The organism is Streptomyces sp. SCPE 10 (assembly GCF_051980735.1).
GTDB classification, from domain to species: Bacteria; Actinomycetota; Actinomycetes; order Streptomycetales; family Streptomycetaceae; genus Streptomyces; species Streptomyces misionensis.
Map to the genome: position 1 here is coordinate 4,781,403 of NZ_CP197069.1, position 16,504 is coordinate 4,797,906.

The 16,504-nt window shown below is 72.7% G+C and carries 15 protein-coding genes; 6 read left to right on the top strand and 9 right to left on the bottom strand.

What is annotated here, in order from left to right:
* The first annotated feature begins 121 nt into the window (after positions 1 to 121).
* The gene (locus ACSP97_RS22280) at positions 122 to 910 is read left to right on the top strand and encodes a SigE family RNA polymerase sigma factor (RefSeq protein WP_358270783.1); all 789 of its coding nucleotides are present in this window, start codon (positions 122 to 124) and stop codon (positions 908 to 910) included.
* 229 nt (positions 911 to 1,139) lie between these two features.
* On the opposite strand, the gene ACSP97_RS22285 is transcribed toward ACSP97_RS22280, so the two are convergent.
* Positions 1,140 to 1,742: a uridine kinase family protein gene (locus ACSP97_RS22285; protein ID WP_440558467.1), complete on the bottom strand. Its 603-nt coding sequence runs from the start codon at positions 1,740 to 1,742 to the stop codon at positions 1,140 to 1,142.
* 160 nt (positions 1,743 to 1,902) lie between these two features.
* On the opposite strand from ACSP97_RS22285, the gene ACSP97_RS22290 reads away from it, so the two are divergent.
* A complete protein-coding gene (locus tag ACSP97_RS22290; protein WP_355145727.1) occupies positions 1,903 to 2,316 on the top strand; it encodes a hypothetical protein in 414 nt (137 codons plus the stop codon).
* A 69-nt stretch (positions 2,317 to 2,385) separates the two neighbouring features.
* Here the strand turns inward: ACSP97_RS22290 and ACSP97_RS22295 are convergent, their stop codons facing one another.
* From ACSP97_RS22295 to deoC, 3 genes are read right to left on the bottom strand one after another with little or no spacing between them, the layout of a single operon-like run.
* A complete protein-coding gene (locus tag ACSP97_RS22295) occupies positions 2,386 to 3,273 on the bottom strand; it encodes an aldehyde dehydrogenase family protein (protein WP_355145729.1) in 888 nt (295 codons plus the stop codon).
* Positions 3,266 to 4,702, bottom strand: a complete 1,437-nt coding sequence (locus tag ACSP97_RS22300) for an aldehyde dehydrogenase family protein (protein ID WP_355146047.1) — start codon at positions 4,700 to 4,702, stop codon at positions 3,266 to 3,268. The genes ACSP97_RS22295 and ACSP97_RS22300 overlap by 8 nt, the downstream gene beginning before the upstream one ends.
* Positions 4,703 to 4,723: 21 nt before the next feature.
* Positions 4,724 to 5,683 carry a deoxyribose-phosphate aldolase gene (gene deoC / locus ACSP97_RS22305; RefSeq protein WP_355146049.1) on the bottom strand — a complete coding sequence of 320 codons (960 nt, stop codon included), beginning with the start codon at positions 5,681 to 5,683 and terminating at the stop codon, positions 4,724 to 4,726.
* Positions 5,684 to 5,851: 168 nt separating this feature from the next.
* Here deoC and ACSP97_RS22310 point away from each other — a divergent pair, with 168 nt between their 5' ends.
* Positions 5,852 to 6,538, top strand: coding sequence for a PH domain-containing protein (locus ACSP97_RS22310; protein WP_355533280.1), 687 nt, complete (start codon positions 5,852 to 5,854; stop codon positions 6,536 to 6,538).
* Positions 6,539 to 6,849: 311 nt separating this feature from the next.
* On the opposite strand, the gene ACSP97_RS22315 is transcribed toward ACSP97_RS22310, so the two are convergent.
* The 3 genes from ACSP97_RS22315 to ACSP97_RS22325 form a co-directional block, all read right to left on the bottom strand.
* Entirely contained in the window at positions 6,850 to 8,496 is a 1,647-nt protein-coding gene (locus tag ACSP97_RS22315) for a phospho-sugar mutase (protein WP_440553934.1), read from the bottom strand.
* Positions 8,497 to 8,827: 331 nt separating this feature from the next.
* Positions 8,828 to 9,652: a purine-nucleoside phosphorylase gene (locus tag ACSP97_RS22320; protein WP_355145735.1), complete on the bottom strand. Its 825-nt coding sequence runs from the start codon at positions 9,650 to 9,652 to the stop codon at positions 8,828 to 8,830.
* A gap of 126 nt (positions 9,653 to 9,778) precedes the next feature.
* Positions 9,779 to 10,216, bottom strand: coding sequence for a gamma-glutamylcyclotransferase (locus tag ACSP97_RS22325; protein WP_355145737.1), 438 nt, complete (start codon positions 10,214 to 10,216; stop codon positions 9,779 to 9,781).
* A 140-nt stretch (positions 10,217 to 10,356) separates the two neighbouring features.
* Here ACSP97_RS22325 and ACSP97_RS22330 point away from each other — a divergent pair, with 140 nt between their 5' ends.
* Both ACSP97_RS22330 and ACSP97_RS22335 read left to right on the top strand, forming a co-directional pair.
* A complete protein-coding gene (locus ACSP97_RS22330; RefSeq protein ID WP_355145739.1) occupies positions 10,357 to 11,805 on the top strand; it encodes an NAD(P)H-quinone dehydrogenase in 1,449 nt (482 codons plus the stop codon).
* 201 nt (positions 11,806 to 12,006) lie between these two features.
* Positions 12,007 to 12,915, top strand: coding sequence for a DeoR/GlpR family DNA-binding transcription regulator (locus tag ACSP97_RS22335; RefSeq protein WP_440553936.1), 909 nt, complete (start codon positions 12,007 to 12,009; stop codon positions 12,913 to 12,915).
* Positions 12,916 to 13,168: 253 nt separating this feature from the next.
* On the opposite strand, the gene ACSP97_RS22340 is transcribed toward ACSP97_RS22335, so the two are convergent.
* The gene (locus ACSP97_RS22340; protein ID WP_355145743.1) at positions 13,169 to 14,941 is read right to left on the bottom strand and encodes an acetyl/propionyl/methylcrotonyl-CoA carboxylase subunit alpha; all 1,773 of its coding nucleotides are present in this window, start codon (positions 14,939 to 14,941) and stop codon (positions 13,169 to 13,171) included.
* Positions 14,942 to 15,304: 363 nt separating this feature from the next.
* On the opposite strand from ACSP97_RS22340, the gene ACSP97_RS22345 reads away from it, so the two are divergent.
* On the top strand, positions 15,305 to 15,901 hold the full coding sequence (locus ACSP97_RS22345) for a hypothetical protein (RefSeq protein WP_391869755.1): 597 nt from the start codon (positions 15,305 to 15,307) through the stop codon (positions 15,899 to 15,901).
* Here ACSP97_RS22345 and ACSP97_RS22350 read toward each other — a convergent pair.
* Complete coding sequence (locus tag ACSP97_RS22350) at positions 15,873 to 16,490, bottom strand: Maf family protein (RefSeq protein ID WP_355531919.1); 618 nt, start codon at positions 16,488 to 16,490, stop codon at positions 15,873 to 15,875. The genes ACSP97_RS22345 and ACSP97_RS22350 overlap by 29 nt on opposite strands.
* Positions 16,491 to 16,504: the final 14 nt, after the last annotated feature.

Below are 16,504 nucleotides of genomic sequence, written 5' to 3' on the forward strand. Positions count from 1 at the left end.
AGCCGGATCCGGCCGCACCGGCCGGAACAGCCCGGAACACGACCAGGCGGAGCCCGGAGTACGACCGGGCGAGGCCGGGAGCCCGACCGAATCACCGGAAGTCCACGACGGGGAGCGCGAGATGAACACGCTGCACAGCATCAGCACCAGCGCAGTGGTCACGCGTCTGCACGACGTGCACCGGGGTTCCGAGAAGTCCGGTGCCGAGGGGGGTCCTTCCCGCGCGAACGCGTTCGAGCGCGGGGGAGGGCGGGGGTGTGCTCGCGGCACCGGGCGTCAGCACACCGGGTGCGCGCAGCAGCCGTACATGACGGTGGTCGACGCGGGTGCGGCGCAGACGCAGGGGGCGGGCGCGTACGGGGAGGACGCGGGGGAGCGTCGCTCGCTGACGGAGGCGGAGTTCACCGCCTACGTCCAGGAGCGCCGCGCCTCCCTGTACGCCACCGCCTACCACCTGACCGGCGACCGTTTCGAGGCCGAGGACCTGCTGCAGAGCGCGCTGTTCTCGACCTACCGGGCGTGGGACCGGATCAGCGACAAGGCGGCCGTCGGCGGCTACCTCCGGCGCACGATGACGAACCTGCACATCAGCGCCTGGCGACGGCGCAAGCTCAACGAGTACCCGACCGAGGAACTGCCGGAGACGCCCGGCGAGACGGACGCGATGCGCGGCACCGAGCTGCGCGCGGTCCTGTGGCAGGCGCTGGCCCGGCTGCCCGAGCTGCAGCGCACCATGCTGGTCCTGCGCTACTACGAGGGCCGTACGGACCCGGAGATCGCGGACATACTCAACATCAGTGTCGGCACGGTGAAGTCCAGCATCTGGCGCTCGCTGCGCCGGCTGCGCGAGGACGAGGTCCTCAGCTTCGGCCGTGACGAGGAGGACGCCTTCGGCGAACTGGTCGCCTGAGGGCGGGGGGCCGGGCCGCTGGGGGGCGGCCCGGGAGAACGGGGGAGAACACGGGGGACCGACGGGGGAACCACTGGGGGGTGGTGGACCCACGGGGGAGGAGCAGGGGGGAACACGGGGAACACGGGGGAGCGAACGGAGAGGGACTGGTCGGTCCGGGGGGCCCGACCAGTCCCTCTTCTGCGTCTTCTCCGGCTTTCCTGCGTCCGCGTCCCCTCCCGTACGGCGGTCAGGCGGCCGTCTGCTGCCGTGTCTGCCGTCCCGCCGCCGCGGCCGCGAGCCGGCCGAGGGCCTCGTCCCGGTCGCACGGATGGGCGCCCAGGGACACCTGGCGGGCGATGATCGTGCGCTCCGCGCGCATCAGCCGCCAGCCGCGGCGCAGCAGGAACGGCACCGACTTGCGGCCCTCCTTCAGATCGCGCAGGAAACGCCGCCGGAAGGTGGTGACCGCGCCCCGGCGCAGGCACAACGCGTCCGCCAGCACCCCGAGTTCCCGGCAGCACTCGACGATCTCCGCGGCGAAGATCCCCTCCGCGATGAACAGCGGCGTACGGCCCAGCCGCAGCGTCTCCTCGCCGGTACGGGCGCTGAGCGAGATGTCGTACACCGGCACCGGAGTCGACCCCGTGGCGCACAGCCGGGTGATGGCGGCGACGGCGACGTCCGCGTCCCAGGACCGCGGATGGTCCCAGTCGATGTCCGAACTCCCCTCCACCAGGGGCAGCGTCGGGTCGTCGGCCTCCTTGTAGAAGTCGTCCAGGCGCAGGACGGGCAGCCCGGAACGGGCCGCGACCAGGGACTTGCCCGAACCCGAGGGGCCGCACAGCAGCACCACACGGGCGGGGGACGGGGGATGAATGCTCACGGAACACCAGTTTGACGCATGCGGAGCCGCCTGCCGACCCCGCGGTTCGCTTTTGAAGCGCGGGTCACCTCTCAACTACCCTGAGTCGCGACACCATTACCCTGCGCACCAGAAGGTGGCACCAGCGATGGCCCGACACAGCAAGACCCAGCACCCCACCGCGCGGCGCGCCCTGTTCGCCCTGCTGACCACGGGCGCGGCACTGGGCGCGGGCGCGGCGACGGCCCACGCGGACGCGGGCACCCCGCTCGTGGACGTGCCGTGGCGGCCCACCTCCCTCGGCAAGGTCGACCCCCAGGCCGGCCTCACGGTCCTCACCGGCACGGTCGGCTACGTCACCGGACCGGTCGCCGGCCTCAAGCCCAACCCGCTGGCCGGCACCGGAGTCGACCCCCTCGACAACGGAGTGGGCACCCAGGTCGCCGACTTCAGGCCGGTGGGCTCCCAGATGCTGACCGCCCCGATCGCGGAGGCGGAGTCGCTCGGGGCGGTGCCGGTGGTCGGACAGGTGGTGGGACTGCTGGGGGGCGGGCAGGGCTGAGAGGGCGGCACGCCGACGAAAGCCGCGCCCCTCCACCGGGGGGCGCGGCTCTTCGCCGTGGCGGACGGGTCAGTACGAGGAGCCGGCGGCGCCCAGGGCACCCGTCGTGTGCCAGACCGTCTTCGTCTCCAGGAAGGCCGTCAGGCGGTCGGTGCCCGGGGTCTCGGAGTAATCCACAGCCTGGGGACGCAGGACTCGCTTCAGGTTGTCGGCCGCCGCGATCTCCAGTTCCTTCGCCAGGTCCTCGTCGGCGCCCGCGAGGTCGATCGCATTGACGTCCTGGTGGGCGGCGAGCGGGGCGGCGATCTCCGCCGTGCGGCCGGAGAGGATGTTCACCACGCCGCCGGGGACATCGGAGGTGGCCAGGACCTCGGCCAGGGAGAGGGCGGGGAGCGGGGACTTCTCGCTCGCCACCACGACCGCCGTGTTGCCGGTGGCGATCACCGGGGCGAGTACGGAGACCAGGCCCAGGAACGAGGAGTCCTGGGGGGCCAGTACGGCCACCACGCCCGTCGGCTCCGGCGAGGACAGGTTGAAGAACGGCCCCGCCACCGGGTTGGCGCCGCCGACCACCTGGGCGATCTTGTCGGTCCAGCCCGCGTACCAGACCCAGCGGTCGATCGCCGCGTCCACCACCGCGGCGGCCTTCGACTTCGACAGGCCCTCCGCGTCGGCGACCTCGCGCACGAACTGCTCGCGGCGGCCCTCCAGCATCTCCGCGACCCGGTACAGGACCTGGCCGCGGTTGTACGCGGTCGCCCCCGACCAGCCGCCGAACGCCTTGCGCGCCGCGACCACCGCGTCCCGGGCGTCCTTGCGGGACGACAGGGGAGCGTTGGCCAGCCAGTTGTTCTTCGCGTCCGTCACCTCGTACACCCGGCCGCTCTCGGAACGCGGGAACTTGCCGCCCACGTACAGCTTGTAGGTCTTGAAGACGGAAAGTCGTGCGTCAGACATCGAGGTACGCCTCCAGGCCGTGGCGGCCGCCCTCGCGGCCGAAGCCCGACTCCTTGTAACCGCCGAACGGCGAGGTCGGGTCGAACTTGTTGAACGTGTTGGACCAGATCACGCCCGCGCGCAGCTTGCTCGCCACCGCCAGGATCCGCGAGCCCTTCTCGGACCAGATGCCCGCCGACAGCCCGTACTGCGTGTTGTTCGCCTTGGCGACCGCCTCGTCCGGGGTGCGGAAGGTCAGGACCGACAGCACCGGGCCGAAGATCTCCTCGCGGGCGATGGTGTGCGCCTGGGTGACGTTCGTGAAGAGCGTCGGCGCGAACCAGTAACCGGAGGAGGGCAGTTCGCAGGCCGGGGACCAGCGCTCGGCGCCCTCCGCCTCGCCCTTCTCGGCCAGCGCGGTGATCCGGGCCAGCTGCTCGGCGGAGTTGATCGCGCCGATGTCGGTGTTCTTGTCCAGCGGGTCGCCCAGGCGCAGCGTGGACAGCCGGCGCTTGAGCGCGTCCAGCAGCTCGTCCTGGACCGACTCCTGCACGAGGAGGCGCGAACCGGCGCAGCAGACCTGGCCCTGGTTGAAGAAGATGCCGCTCACGACGCCCTCGACGGCCTGGTCGATCGGGGCGTCGTCGAAGACGATGTTCGCGCCCTTGCCGCCCAGTTCGAGGGTGAGCTTCTTGCGCGTGCCGGCCACGGTCCGCGCGATCTCCTTGCCGACCGCCGTCGAGCCCGTGAACGCGACCTTGTTCACGTCCGGGTGCGCGACCAGCGCCGCGCCGGTACGCCCGGCACCGGTCACGATGTTGACGACGCCCTTGGGCAGGCCCGCCTGGCGGCACACGTCCGCGAAGAACAGCGCCGACAGCGGGGTCGTCTCGGCGGGCTTCAGGACGACCGTGTTGCCGGTCGCCAGCGCCGGGGCGATCTTCCACGCCAGCATCAGCAGCGGGAAGTTCCACGGGATGACCTGGCCCGCCACGCCCAGCGGGCGAGGGTTCGCGCCGAAGCCGGCGTGGTCGAGCTTGTCGGCCCAGCCCGCGTAGTAGAAGAAGTGGGCCGCGACCAGCGGGAGGTCGGCGTCCCGCGTCTCCTTGATCGGCTTGCCGTTGTCCAGCGTCTCCAGGACGGCCAGTTCGCGGCTGCGCTCCTGGATGATCCGGGCGATGCGGAACAGGTACTTGGCGCGCTCGGCGCCGGGCAGCGCCGACCACTTCTCGAAGGCCTTGCGGGCGGCCCGCACCGCGCGGTCGACGTCCTCATCGGCGGCCTCGGCGACCTCCGACAGGACCTCCTCGGTGGACGGCGAGACGGTCTTGAAGACCTTGCCGCCGGTCGCCTCGACGAACTCGCCGTCGATGAAGAGGCCGTAGGACGGCGCGATGTCGACGACCGAGCGGGACTCGGGCGCCGGTGCGTACTCGAATGCGGATGACAGCATTTCCATGTCCATGAGGTCTCAGTCCACCGTCACGTAGTCGGGGCCGGAGTAGCGGCCGGTGGCCAGCTTCTGACGCTGCATCAGCAGGTCGTTCAGCAGCGAGGAGGCGCCGAAGCGGAACCAGTGGTTGTCCAGCCAGTCCGCGCCGGCCGTCTCGTTGACCAGGACGAGGAACTTGACGGCGTCCTTGCTGGTGCGGATGCCGCCGGCCGGCTTCACGCCGACCTGGACGCCGGTCTGGGCGCGGAAGTCGCGCACCGCCTCCAGCATCAGCAGGGTGTTGGCGGGCGTCGCGTTGACGGCGACCTTGCCCGTGGAGGTCTTGATGAAGTCGGCGCCCGCGAGCATGCCGAGCCAGGAGGCGCGGCGGATGTTGTCGTACGTCGACAGCTCGCCCGTCTCGAAGATGACCTTCAGCCGGGCGCTCGTCCCGCAGGCCTCCTTCACGGCCACGATCTCGTCGTACACCTTGAGGTACTTGCCCGCGAGGAACGCGCCGCGGTCGATGACCATGTCGATCTCGTCGGCGCCCGCGGCGACGGCCTCGCGGACGTCGGCCAGCTTCACGTCGAGGGCGGCGCGGCCGGCCGGGAAGGCGGTGGCGACCGAGGCGACCTTCACGCCGGAGCCGGCGACGGCCTCCTTGGCGACGGCCACCATGTCGGGGTAGACGCAGACCGCGGCCGTGGCCGGGGTCGCGCGGTCCGTCGGGTCGGGGTGGACGGCCTTGGCGCCGAGCGCCCGGACCTTGCCCGGGGTGTCCGCGCCTTCCAGCGTCGTCAGGTCGACCATCGAGATGGCGAGGTCGATGGCGTACGCCTTCGCGGTGGTCTTGATGGAACGGGTGCCGAGGGACGCGGCGCGCGCCTCCAGGCCGACCGCGTCGACGCCGGGCAGCCCGTGCAGGAAGCGGCGCAGCGTGCTGTCGGACGCGGTGACGTCGGCGAGCGCATGTGCTGGGGGTGCAGTGGTGGGCATGGTCACCAGACGAGCATATCTACGCGCGTAGCGGCTGTACACCCCCGCGTCCCTCCCCCGGTGGCGGGAGAGGGCTCCCAGGGGGACCGGGACCGCGGCACATCACGGATGGGTACGGGTACCGGGGCGCGTGGCGGCGGCCGTGCGCCCGTCGTGCACAATCGGGCCATGACGACCCCGGACCACAAGTCACCCGCGTCGCAGCCTCCGGTGCCCACCGTGAAGGACCGGATCTACCGCTCGCCCATGGGGCTCGTGGGTGGCGTGCTGCTGCTCGCGGTCGTCGCCTGGCTGGGCTTCGACGCGCTGTTCCGCGGTCACGGCCGCACGCCATGGCTGGCCCTCGCCGCGATGATCATGCTCTTTCCGCTGGTGATCGCCTTCACCCTGCGCCCCGCCGTCTTCGCCAACGACGACCGGCTGCGGATCCGCAACCCGTTCCGGGTGATCAGCCTGCCCTGGGGCGAGGTGGAGGCGCTGCGCTCCAGCTACACGAACGAGGTGCTGGCCAAGTCCGGCACCAAGTACCAGCTGTGGGCCGTCCCGGTCTCGCTGCGCGCCCGCAAGAAGGCCGAGCAGCGGGCGGCGAACGCGGCCCGGCGTTCGGCGTCGGGAGGCCCCGCGACCGGTGCCGGGGCCTTCGGCTTCGGCGCGCTCACCGCGCGCGGCGCCGACGGCGGGCCGACCCGGGCGTCGTCCGACAAGGTCATGGACGACCTCCGCGAAACCCTGGACCGGCGCGGGAAGGAAGAGTCCGCCCAGGGGGAGACGACGGTCCGCTGGGCCTACGAGCTGGCGGCGCCGGCCGTGGTGGGGGCCGTGCTGCTGGTGATCCTGCTGGCGACGAACGGGTGACGCCGGGCCGTGGCGGACCGGCCGGGAAGGCCGCTTCGCCGCCGTCGTCCGGCGGTTTCCTCGGGCAGACCCGACCGGTTCCGGCGCGGCCGTCGGCGCCGCGGGTGGTGAGTGTCCGATCCGCACCGCCGGTGTCCGGCCCGGCCGGACGGCAGCGGGCGCGGTCGTCCTCGCAGGGCGCGGGCCGCGCGCAGGGTGCCGAGGGGGATTGCCCGCGCCCGGTACCCGACGCCGGGCCGTCACATGGATGAGGGGCACCCCCGGGGACGGTCGGGGGTCCGGGGGTGCCCCTTGCTCGGTGGGGGTGGTGGTCAGATGCCCGCGGCCGCCGAGAGGTCGCGCTTGAGGGCGTCCAGGAGCGCCGTCGCGCGGGTGCGGGCGGCGGGCAGGCCGGCGTGGTCCGCGACCGGGACGACGACCTCCAGGTAGCACTTCAGCTTGGGCTCGGTGCCGCTGGGCCGGACGATGACGCGGGCGCCGTCGAGGGTGTAGCGCAGGCCGTCGGTCGGCGGCAGCCGGTCCGTGCCCTTGGTCAGGTCCTCGGCGCGGGTGATGGCCAGGCCGGCCAGCCCGGTCGGCGGCTGCTCGCGCAGACGGCGCATCGCGTCGGCGATCAGGGAGAGGTCCTGGACGCGGACGGACAGCTGGTCGGTGGCGTGCAGGCCGTGCTCGACGGCGAGGTCGTCCAGCAGGTCGAGGAGGGTACGGCCCTCCTCCTTCAGCTCCGAGGCCAGCTCCGTGATCAGCAGGGCCGCGGTGATGCCGTCCTTGTCGCGCACGCCCTCGGGGTCCACGCAGTAGCCGAGGGCCTCCTCGTAGCCGTAGCGCAGGCCGTCGACGCGGGCGATCCACTTGAAGCCGGTGAGCGTCTCCTCGTACGGCAGCCCCGCCTTCCCGGCGATCCGGCCGAGCAGGGAGGAGGAGACGATCGACTCCGCGAAGGTGCCGCTCACGCCGCGGCGGACCAGGTGGGCGGCGAGCAGCGCGCCGACCTCGTCGCCGCGCAGCATGCGCCAGTCGCCGCCGTCCCGCACGGCCACGGCGCAGCGGTCGGCGTCCGGGTCGTTGGCGACGACCAGGTCGGGGCCGGTCGCGCGGGCCCGCGCGAAGGCCAGGTCCATCGCGCCCGGCTCCTCCGGGTTGGGGAAGGCGACCGTCGGGAAGTCCGGGTCGGGTTCGGCCTGTTCGGCGACCAGCTCGGGCTCCGGGAAGCCGGCCCGGGCGAACGCGGCGAGCAGCACGTCCTTGCCGACGCCGTGCATCGCCGTGTAGACGGTGCGGGCGGTGCGGGGGGAACCGGCGGCCAGCACGGCGTCCGTGCGGGCCAGGTACGCCTCCAGGACCGACTCGTCCAGGACCTGCCAGCCGGCCTCCGGGCGCGGTACGTCGTTCAGCGAGGCGATCGCGTCGATCTCGGCGGCGATCCCCGCGTCGGCGGGCGGCACGATCTGGGAGCCGTCGCCCAGGTACACCTTGTAGCCGTTGTCCCGGGGCGGGTTGTGGCTGGCGGTGACCTCCACGCCCGCGACCGCGCCCAGGTGCCGGATCGCGAAGGCCAGCACGGGGGTGGGCAGCGGGCGGGGGAGCACGGCGGCGCGCAGGCCGGCGCCGGTCATCACGGCGGCGGTGTCGCGGGCGAAGTCGGCGGACTTGTGGCGGGCGTCGTAGCCGATGACCACGAGACCGGCGTCGTCGCCCCCGTGCGGGGTGCCGTTCTTCTTCAGGTACGCCGCGAGACCGGCGGCGGCGCGGATGACGACGCTGCGGTTCATGCGCATCGGGCCGGCCCCGAGTTCGCCGCGCAGGCCCGCGGTGCCGAACTGGAGGGTGCCGCCGAAGCGGGCCGCCAGCTCCTCGACGTCACCGGCGTCGATCAGCGCGGCGAGTTCGGCACGGGTGTCCGTGTCGGGGTCCTCGGCGAGCCACGCCTTGGCCCGGGCGATGAGATCGTCGTGCACCTTGGGATCAACCTCTCCTGTGTCTGCCTGGTCCCCCGGGGGCTGCGCCCCCGGCCCCCGCTTCTTCTGCCCGCCCGGCCCACCGGTTCGCCGGCCGAGGAGTGAACGGGCCGGGGCCGCCGCCGGCCGAGAGGGGTGGCTCGGACGGCGGGTACGACCGGTGCGGCGCTCGGCCCCGGGGCGCGGCCTCGCGGGCGTCGCGGCGGGGGCGAGCGGTGCCGCGGCGGTACCGGGCACCGCGGCGGTCCGCGCGCCGGCCGGTCACCGGAGCCGGGCGGCCCCTACGCCGCCCCGCCCCGCGGTGAGCGCCGCGGTGCCGCGGCGCTCGGTCCTACAGCTTGCCCAGGACCTGGGCGAGCAGCGCCCCCATGCGGGCGGCCGAGTCGCGGCCCGCCTGGAGGACCTCCTCGTGGTTGAGGGGTTCGCCCGTCATGCCGGCGGCCAGGTTGGTGACCAGGGAGATGCCCAGGACCTCGGCGCCGGCCTCGCGCGCGGCGATGGCCTCCAGGACCGTGGACATGCCGACCAGGTCCGCGCCGATGACGCGGGCCATGCGGATCTCGGCCGGGGTCTCGTAGTGCGGGCCGGGGAACTGCGCGTAGACGCCCTCTTCGAGGGAGGGGTCGACCTCCTTGCACAGGGCGCGCAGGCGGGGCGAGTACAGGTCGGTCAGGTCGACGAAGTTGGCGCCCACGATCGGCGAGGTGGCCGTGAGGTTGATGTGGTCGCTGATCAGGACCGGCTGGCCGGGGCGCATGCCCGCGCGCAGACCGCCGCACCCGTTGGTGAGCACCACGGTCTTGCAGCCGGCGGCGACGGCCGTGCGGACGCCGTGCGCGACGGCGGCGACGCCGCGGCCCTCGTAGTAGTGGGTGCGGCCCAGGAAGACCAGGGCGCGCTTGTCACCGAAGGAGTACGAGCGGATCTTGCCGCCGTGCCCCTCGACGGCCGGCGGCGGGAAGCCCGGCAGCTCGGTGACCTGGAACTCCGCGTCGGGGGCGCCCAGCGCGTCGACGGCCGGAGCCCAGCCGGAGCCCATCACGAGGGCGACGTCGTGGGTCTCGGCGCCGGTCAGTTCGCGCAGGCGCGCGGCGGCGGCGTCGGCGGCGGCGTAGGGGTCGCCCTGGATGTCGTCCGGAAGAAGAGATGCGTTCACGGGGACGAGGGTAGCCGCTCTTCGCCTACGCGCGTAGATGACAGACCTCACCGGATTGCGATCGTTGTCTTGTCGTTTCCGACGAACTGTTGTCGGCAGTGACCGCGAGGTGGCTGCCGGTGCGGCTCAGCAGGGGCGCTTGCGCAGCTCCATCACGTAGTCGTGGGGTGCGCCGGCGGATTCGGCCGCGTCGGCGACCTCGCCCAGATAGCGGGCCGAGGGGAGGCCGCCCTCGTAGTCGTTGAGGACGTAGGTCCAGGCCGGCCGCTCGCCGTCCAGGGTGTGGACGCGGACCCGGACGCGCCGGTAGATGCCGAGGCCGACGCCCTCCCAGCGGTCCAGGGACTCCTCGTCCATGGGGGCGATGTCGTACAGGCCGACGAACACCTGGGCCGGCGGGCCCTCGACGATCGTCGCCAGCGCGCCCTCCCAGCCGAGTTGCTCGCCGCCGAAGGTCAGCCGCCAGTCGTTCAGCCAGCCGGTGGCGCGCAGCGGGGAGTGGGGGGCGCGGCGGGCCATCAGCCGGGCGTCGAGGTTGCCGGCGTACGCGGCATAGAGCGACATGGGGAGAGGGTACGGCAGCGCCGGGACGTGCCCCGCGCGCCCCGGACGGGAGCCGGTGGCGCCCCGGAGGGGTGGGGGTTCGTCCCGTGAACGGGGTCACCGCGGCCCCCGGGCAGTAGCACCTTGAAGGGTGCGGGACAATGGAGTACGTGACTCGGATCGTGATCATCGGTGGCGGACCCGGCGGATACGAAGCGGCGCTGGTGGCCGCGCAGCTCGGGGCGGAGGTGACCGTCGTCGACTGCGACGGTCTGGGCGGAGCGTCGGTACTGACCGACTGCGTGCCGTCGAAGACCCTGATCGCCACGGCCGAGGTCATGACGACCTTCGATTCGTCGTACGAGGAACTCGGGATCATCGTCGCCGACGACACCCCGCCGCTGGAGCAGGCGGCCCGCGTCGTCGGCGTGGACCTGGGCAAGGTCAACCGACGGGTCAAGCGGCTCGCGCTGGCGCAGTCGCACGACATCACCGCGTCCGTGACGCGCGCCGGCGCCCGGGTCATGCGCGGTCGCGGACGCCTGGAGGGGATGCAGGCGCTCGACGGGTCGAGGAAGGTCGTCGTCACCGTCGCCGACGGCACCGAGGAGACCCTCACCGCCGACGCCGTGCTCATCGCCACCGGCGGCCACCCCCGCGAGCTGCCCGACGCCCAGCCCGACGGCGAGCGCATCCTCAACTGGACCCAGGTCTACGACCTCACCGAGCTGCCGGAAGAGCTGATCGTGGTCGGCTCCGGCGTCACCGGCGCCGAGTTCGCCGGCGCCTACCAGGCCCTCGGCTCCAAGGTCACCCTCGTGTCCTCCCGCGACCGCGTGCTGCCAGGCGAGGACCCGGACGCCGCCGCCGTCCTCGAGGACGTCTTCCGCCGCCGCGGCATGAACGTCATGGCCCGGTCCCGCGCGCAGTCCGCCAAGCGCGTCGGCGACCGTGTCGAGGTCACCCTCGCCGACGGCCGGGTCATCACCGGCAGCCACTGCCTCATGGCCGTCGGCGCCATCCCGAACAGCGCGAACCTCGGTCTGGAGGAGGCCGGCGTCAAGCTGCGCGACTCCGGGCACATCTGGACCGACAAGGTCTCCCGCACCACCGCGCCGGGCGTCTACGCCGCCGGTGACGTGACCGGTGTCTTCGCGCTCGCGTCCGTCGCCGCCATGCAGGGCCGGATCGCCATGTACCACTTCCTGGGCGACGCGGTGGCCCCGCTGAACCTCAAGACGGTCTCCTCCAACGTCTTCACCGACCCCGAGATCGCCACCGTCGGCTACACGCAGGCGGACGTGGACGCGGGCAAGATCGACGCCAAGGTCGTCAAGCTGCCGCTGCTGCGCAACCCGCGCGCCAAGATGCAGGGCATCCGGGACGGCTTCGTCAAGATCTTCTGTCGGCCGGGCACCGGGATCGTCGTGGGCGGTGTGGTCGTCGCGCCGCGCGCCTCGGAACTCATCCACCCCATCTCGATCGCCGTGGACAACAACCTGACGGTCGAACAGATCGCGAACGCGTTCACGGTCTATCCCTCCCTTTCGGGGTCGATCGCGGAGGTCGCCCGGCAGCTGCACACCCGCAAGGCGAGCGCCGAGGGCTGACGGTCCCGGCAACTCCCCGCTGGTCACGGGGAGTTGCCGGGTATGCGGTCGGCATAGTCGTGGTGGGTAGGTCCTATACCACTTCGGGTAACGCCATGCGAACAACTTCTGTTATTCGGCGCAAACTGCTGAAAGCAGACGGTCGCTGGGGTTACTGTCAGTTTCGTGTTCGCTGCTGAACGTCGCCAATTGATCCTCGAAATGGTGCGAGCCAACGGTGCGGTGTCGCTCCGTGAACTCGCCCGCGTCGTCCAGACCTCCGAAGTGACCGTACGGCGGGACGTGCGGGCACTGGAGGCAGAAGGACTCCTCGACCGCCGGCACGGCGGTGCCGTACTGCCGGGTGGCTTCACGCGGGAGTCCGGCTTCCCGCAGAAGTCCCATCTCGCGACCGCCGAGAAGACGGCGATCGCCGATCTCGCCGCCGGCCTCGTCGAAGAGGGCGAGGCGATCGTGGTCGGAGCCGGTACGACCACGCAGGAGCTGGCCCGCCGGCTCGCCCGCGTGCCCGGTCTCACGGTGGTCACCAACTCCCTCCTGGTCGCACAGGCGCTGGCCCACGCGAACCGGGTGGAGGTGGTGATGACCGGGGGCACCCTGCGCGGCTCCAACTACGCCCTCGTCGGCTCCGGGGCCGAGCAGTCGCTCCAGGGGCTGCGGGTGTCGAAGGCCTTCCTCTCCGGGAGCGGGCTGACCGCCGAGCGGGGCCTGTCCACCTCCAACATGCTGTCCGCCTCCGTCGACCGGGCGCTGGTGCAGGCCGCGGCCGAGGTCGTGGTCCTCGCGGACCACACCAAGCTCGGCACGGACACCATGTTCCAGACCGTGCCGACCGATCTCATCACCCGCCTGGTCACCGACGAACCGCCCGCCCACGACGACCGCGCCGCCACCGAGTTGCAGGCCCTCGCCGATCAGGGGGTGCAGATCGCCGTGGCCGGGGCGAACGGGAACCCGGGGGGTGACCAGGTCCCGGCAGGTCGCCGCGCCCAGCTGCCGGGGCCACGCAGGGGCCAGCACCCCGCCAACACCCTCCGCTCCGCCCCGTCCCTGAACGACCAGCCGTCCCCCTCGGACCGGCCGAGGGTCGCCGACCTGCGCCGCCGCTGAACGCCGCGCCGGCTCCGGCGGAGGACCCGGCCGGGTCGGCTGCCGAGGGCGGTGGGTGACCAGGGGGGCTTGGCCGCGCCCAGGGGAGGGGACCGCCGGCTCCGGGGAGGAGCGACGGCCGGACGCGGAGACCGGTTCGAACGCGGGCGCTGGGCGGGGCCCGGGCGTGGCGCCCGGTGAGCCGCCCGCTCCCGGAAACACCACCGGCCCCCGGCGGAAAGCCGGGGGCCGGTGTGTCGCGTGGGAAGCGGGATCAGTCCTTGATCTCGCAGATCGCCGCGCCCGAGGTGATGGACGCGCCCACCGCCGCGTTGAGGCCCTTGATGGTGCCGGCCTTGTGCGCGTTGAGGGGCTGCTCCATCTTCATGGCCTCCAGGACGACGACCAGGTCGCCCTCCTTGACCTCCTGGCCCTCCTCCACGGCGATCTTGACGATGGTGCCCTGCATCGGGGAGGCGAGGGTGTCACCGGAGGCCACGGGGCCGGACTTCTTGGCGGCGCGGCGCTTCGGCTTGGCACCGGCGGCGAGGCCGGTGCGGGCCAGGGACATGCCCAGCGACGACGGGAGGGAGACCTCCAGGCGCTTGCCGCCGACCTCGACGACGACGGTCTCGCGGCCCGCGTCCTCCTCCGACTCGGCGTCGGCCGGCGCGGCGAAGGGCTTGATCTCGTTGACGAACTCGGTCTCGATCCAGCGGGTGTGGACCTTGAACGGCTCGGTGGAACCCGTCAGTTCGGGGGCGAAGGCCGGGTCCCTGACCACGACGCGGTGGAAGGGGATCGCGGTCGCCATGCCCTCGACCTGGAACTCGTCCAGCGCCCGCGCGGCCCGCTCCAGGGCCTCCTTGCGGGTGCGGCCGGTGACGACCAGCTTGGCGAGCAGCGAGTCCCACGCCGGGCCGATGACCGAGCCGGACTCGACGCCGGCGTCCAGGCGGACACCGGGACCGGACGGCGGGGCGAACGTGGTGACCGTACCGGGGGCGGGCAGGAAGTTGCGGCCCGGGTCCTCGCCGTTGATGCGGAACTCGAAGGAGTGCCCGCGCAGCTCCGGGTCGCCGTAGCCCAGTTCCTCGCCGTCGGCGATGCGGAACATCTCGCGGACCAGGTCGATACCGGCGACCTCCTCGGTCACCGGGTGCTCGACCTGGAGGCGGGTGTTGACCTCCAGGAAGGAGATCGTGCCGTCCTGGCCGACCAGGAACTCACAGGTGCCCGCGCCCTCGTAGCGGGCCTCCTTGAGGATGGCCTTGGAGGCGCGGTACAGCTCGGCGAGCTGCTCGTCGGACAGGAACGGCGCCGGGGCCTCCTCCACGAGCTTCTGGTGGCGGCGCTGGAGGGAGCAGTCACGGGTGGAGACGACGACCACGTTGCCGTGCTTGTCGGCCAGGCACTGGGTCTCCACGTGCCGCGGACGGTCCAGGTAGCGCTCCACGAAGCACTCGCCGCGGCCGAAGGCGGCGACCGCCTCGCGCACCGCGGAGTCGTACAGCTCCGGCACCTCTTCGAGGGTGCGGGCGACCTTCAGACCGCGGCCACCGCCACCGAAGGCGGCCTTGATGGCGATCGGCAGGCCGTGCTCCTCGGCGAAGGCCACGACCTCGTCGGCACCGCTGACCGGGTCCGGCGTGCCCGCCACCAGCGGGGCGCCGGCGCGCTGGGCGATGTGCCGGGCCGCCACCTTGTCGCCCAGGTCGCGGATGGCCTGCGGCGGCGGGCCGATCCAGTTCAGACCGGCGTCGATCACGGCCTGCGCGAACTCGGCGTTCTCCGAGAGGAAGCCGTAACCCGGATGGACGGCGTCCGCACCGGATTCGCGGGCCGCGTTCAGCACCTTCTCGATGTCCAGGTAACTGGTCGCCGGAGTGTCACCGCCCAGGGCGAACGCCTCATCCGCGGCGCGGACATGCAGAGCGTCCCGGTCCGGGTCCGCGTAGACGGCCACGCTCGCGATCCCGGCGTCCCGGCAGGCCCGGGCCACGCGGACAGCGATTTCGCCACGGTTGGCGATGAGCACCTTGCGCACGATTGGCTCCCTCCTTGAAACAAGCCGAGTTTAGGGACTGCCGACACGGCACTTCGACCCGTCCCCAATGGTGAGCTTGCCCACACGGAGCGTGATGCGAGGCTCGCCCGACCCGCGAAAGTCCCGGTGGCACCTTGCTACCCAGGACTCCTCCGGAAAACCCTAGCCCCCCCATGTGTCCAAGGTCTCTGTAAGGGCGTGCCGCGCCCCACTCGGTTTCTTTGTCGAGTCCCTACGAATGGCCCAACGATTCTTTGCTGCCGCGCGAACCCTTGTCCCCTGGTTTACCCGTTAGTAGCGTTCACGGCGCCCCGCACTACTGCGGGTAACAGCGAACGGTTCGAGAGTGGGTGGGGATCGGTGGTGCGCAGGCCGGTGGCGTGGGTGGTGACCGTCGTCCTCCTGGTGGAGGCGCTCGGCGTCGCGGCCCTGAACTGGTTCCTCGGCGTGGTCGTGGAGCGGCAGAAGATGTCCATGGCCGGCCTGGACCCGCATCTGATGTCGACGTCCTCGAAGATCGGCGGCGTCGTCTTCGGCCTCTACTTCGCGCTGTGCGCGCTGGTCGCCCTGCTGGTGGCGGTCCGCGACCGCGCGCCCGCCGGGTTCGGCCGGGTGCTGCTGGTCAGCGCGGCCGTCGTGCACGGCCTGCTGGGCGCCTTCGCCTGGGGCCTGGTCGGCTGGACGGCCTTCCTGGTCATGGTGGTGGTGCTCGCGCTCCTCGTGCTGCTCCTGGTGTCCTACGACCGCGACGGCGGCCCCGCACCGCGGGCCGTGCCCGGCGGGGACGGCGGGGACGGCGGGGCGGGCGGCGAGCCGAGGGCCGGGCACGGACCGGCCGCCGCCCCCGCGGGGGAACCCGTGGCGGGCCGCACGCAGGAGCCCCAGGACGGCGACGGGGAGGAGCCGCAGGACTCCGTCCCCGCCGCCCGGTTCACTTCGCCGGTTCCCACAACTCCGTGATGGCGACGCCCAGTTCGGCGAGGAGCTTGCGCACCAGGGGCAGGCTGAGACCGATCACGTTGCCGTGGTCGCCGTCGATGCCCTCGATGAACGGCGCGGAGCGGCCGTCCAGGGTGAACGCCCCGGCGACGTGGAGGGGCTCGCCGGTGGCCACGTAGGCGGCGATCTCCTCGTCGCTGGGCTCGCCGAACCGCACGACGGTGGAGGCGGTCGCCGACACGTACCGCTTGGCCTGCGTGTCCCAGACGCAGTGCCCCGTCTGGAGCACACCGGCCCGGCCGCGCATCGACTTCCAGCGGGCGGTGGCCTCCTCGGCGTCGGCGGGCTTGCCGAGCGCGCGCCCGTCCAGCTCCAGCACCGAGTCGCAGCCGATCACGAGGGCGCCCTGCAGCTCGGGCAGCGCCGCCACGACGGAGGCCTTCGCCTCGGCCAGGGCGAGGGCCAGTTCGGCCGGGGTGGGAGCGGTGACGGCGTCCTCGTCGACCCCGCTGACCACGACCTCGGGAGCGAAGCCCGCCTGCCGGAGCAGGCCGAGGCGGGCGGGGGACTGGGAGGCGAGCACGAGTCGCCTGCGGCGCGTTGCGGTCATGCCGTCAGGTTAGT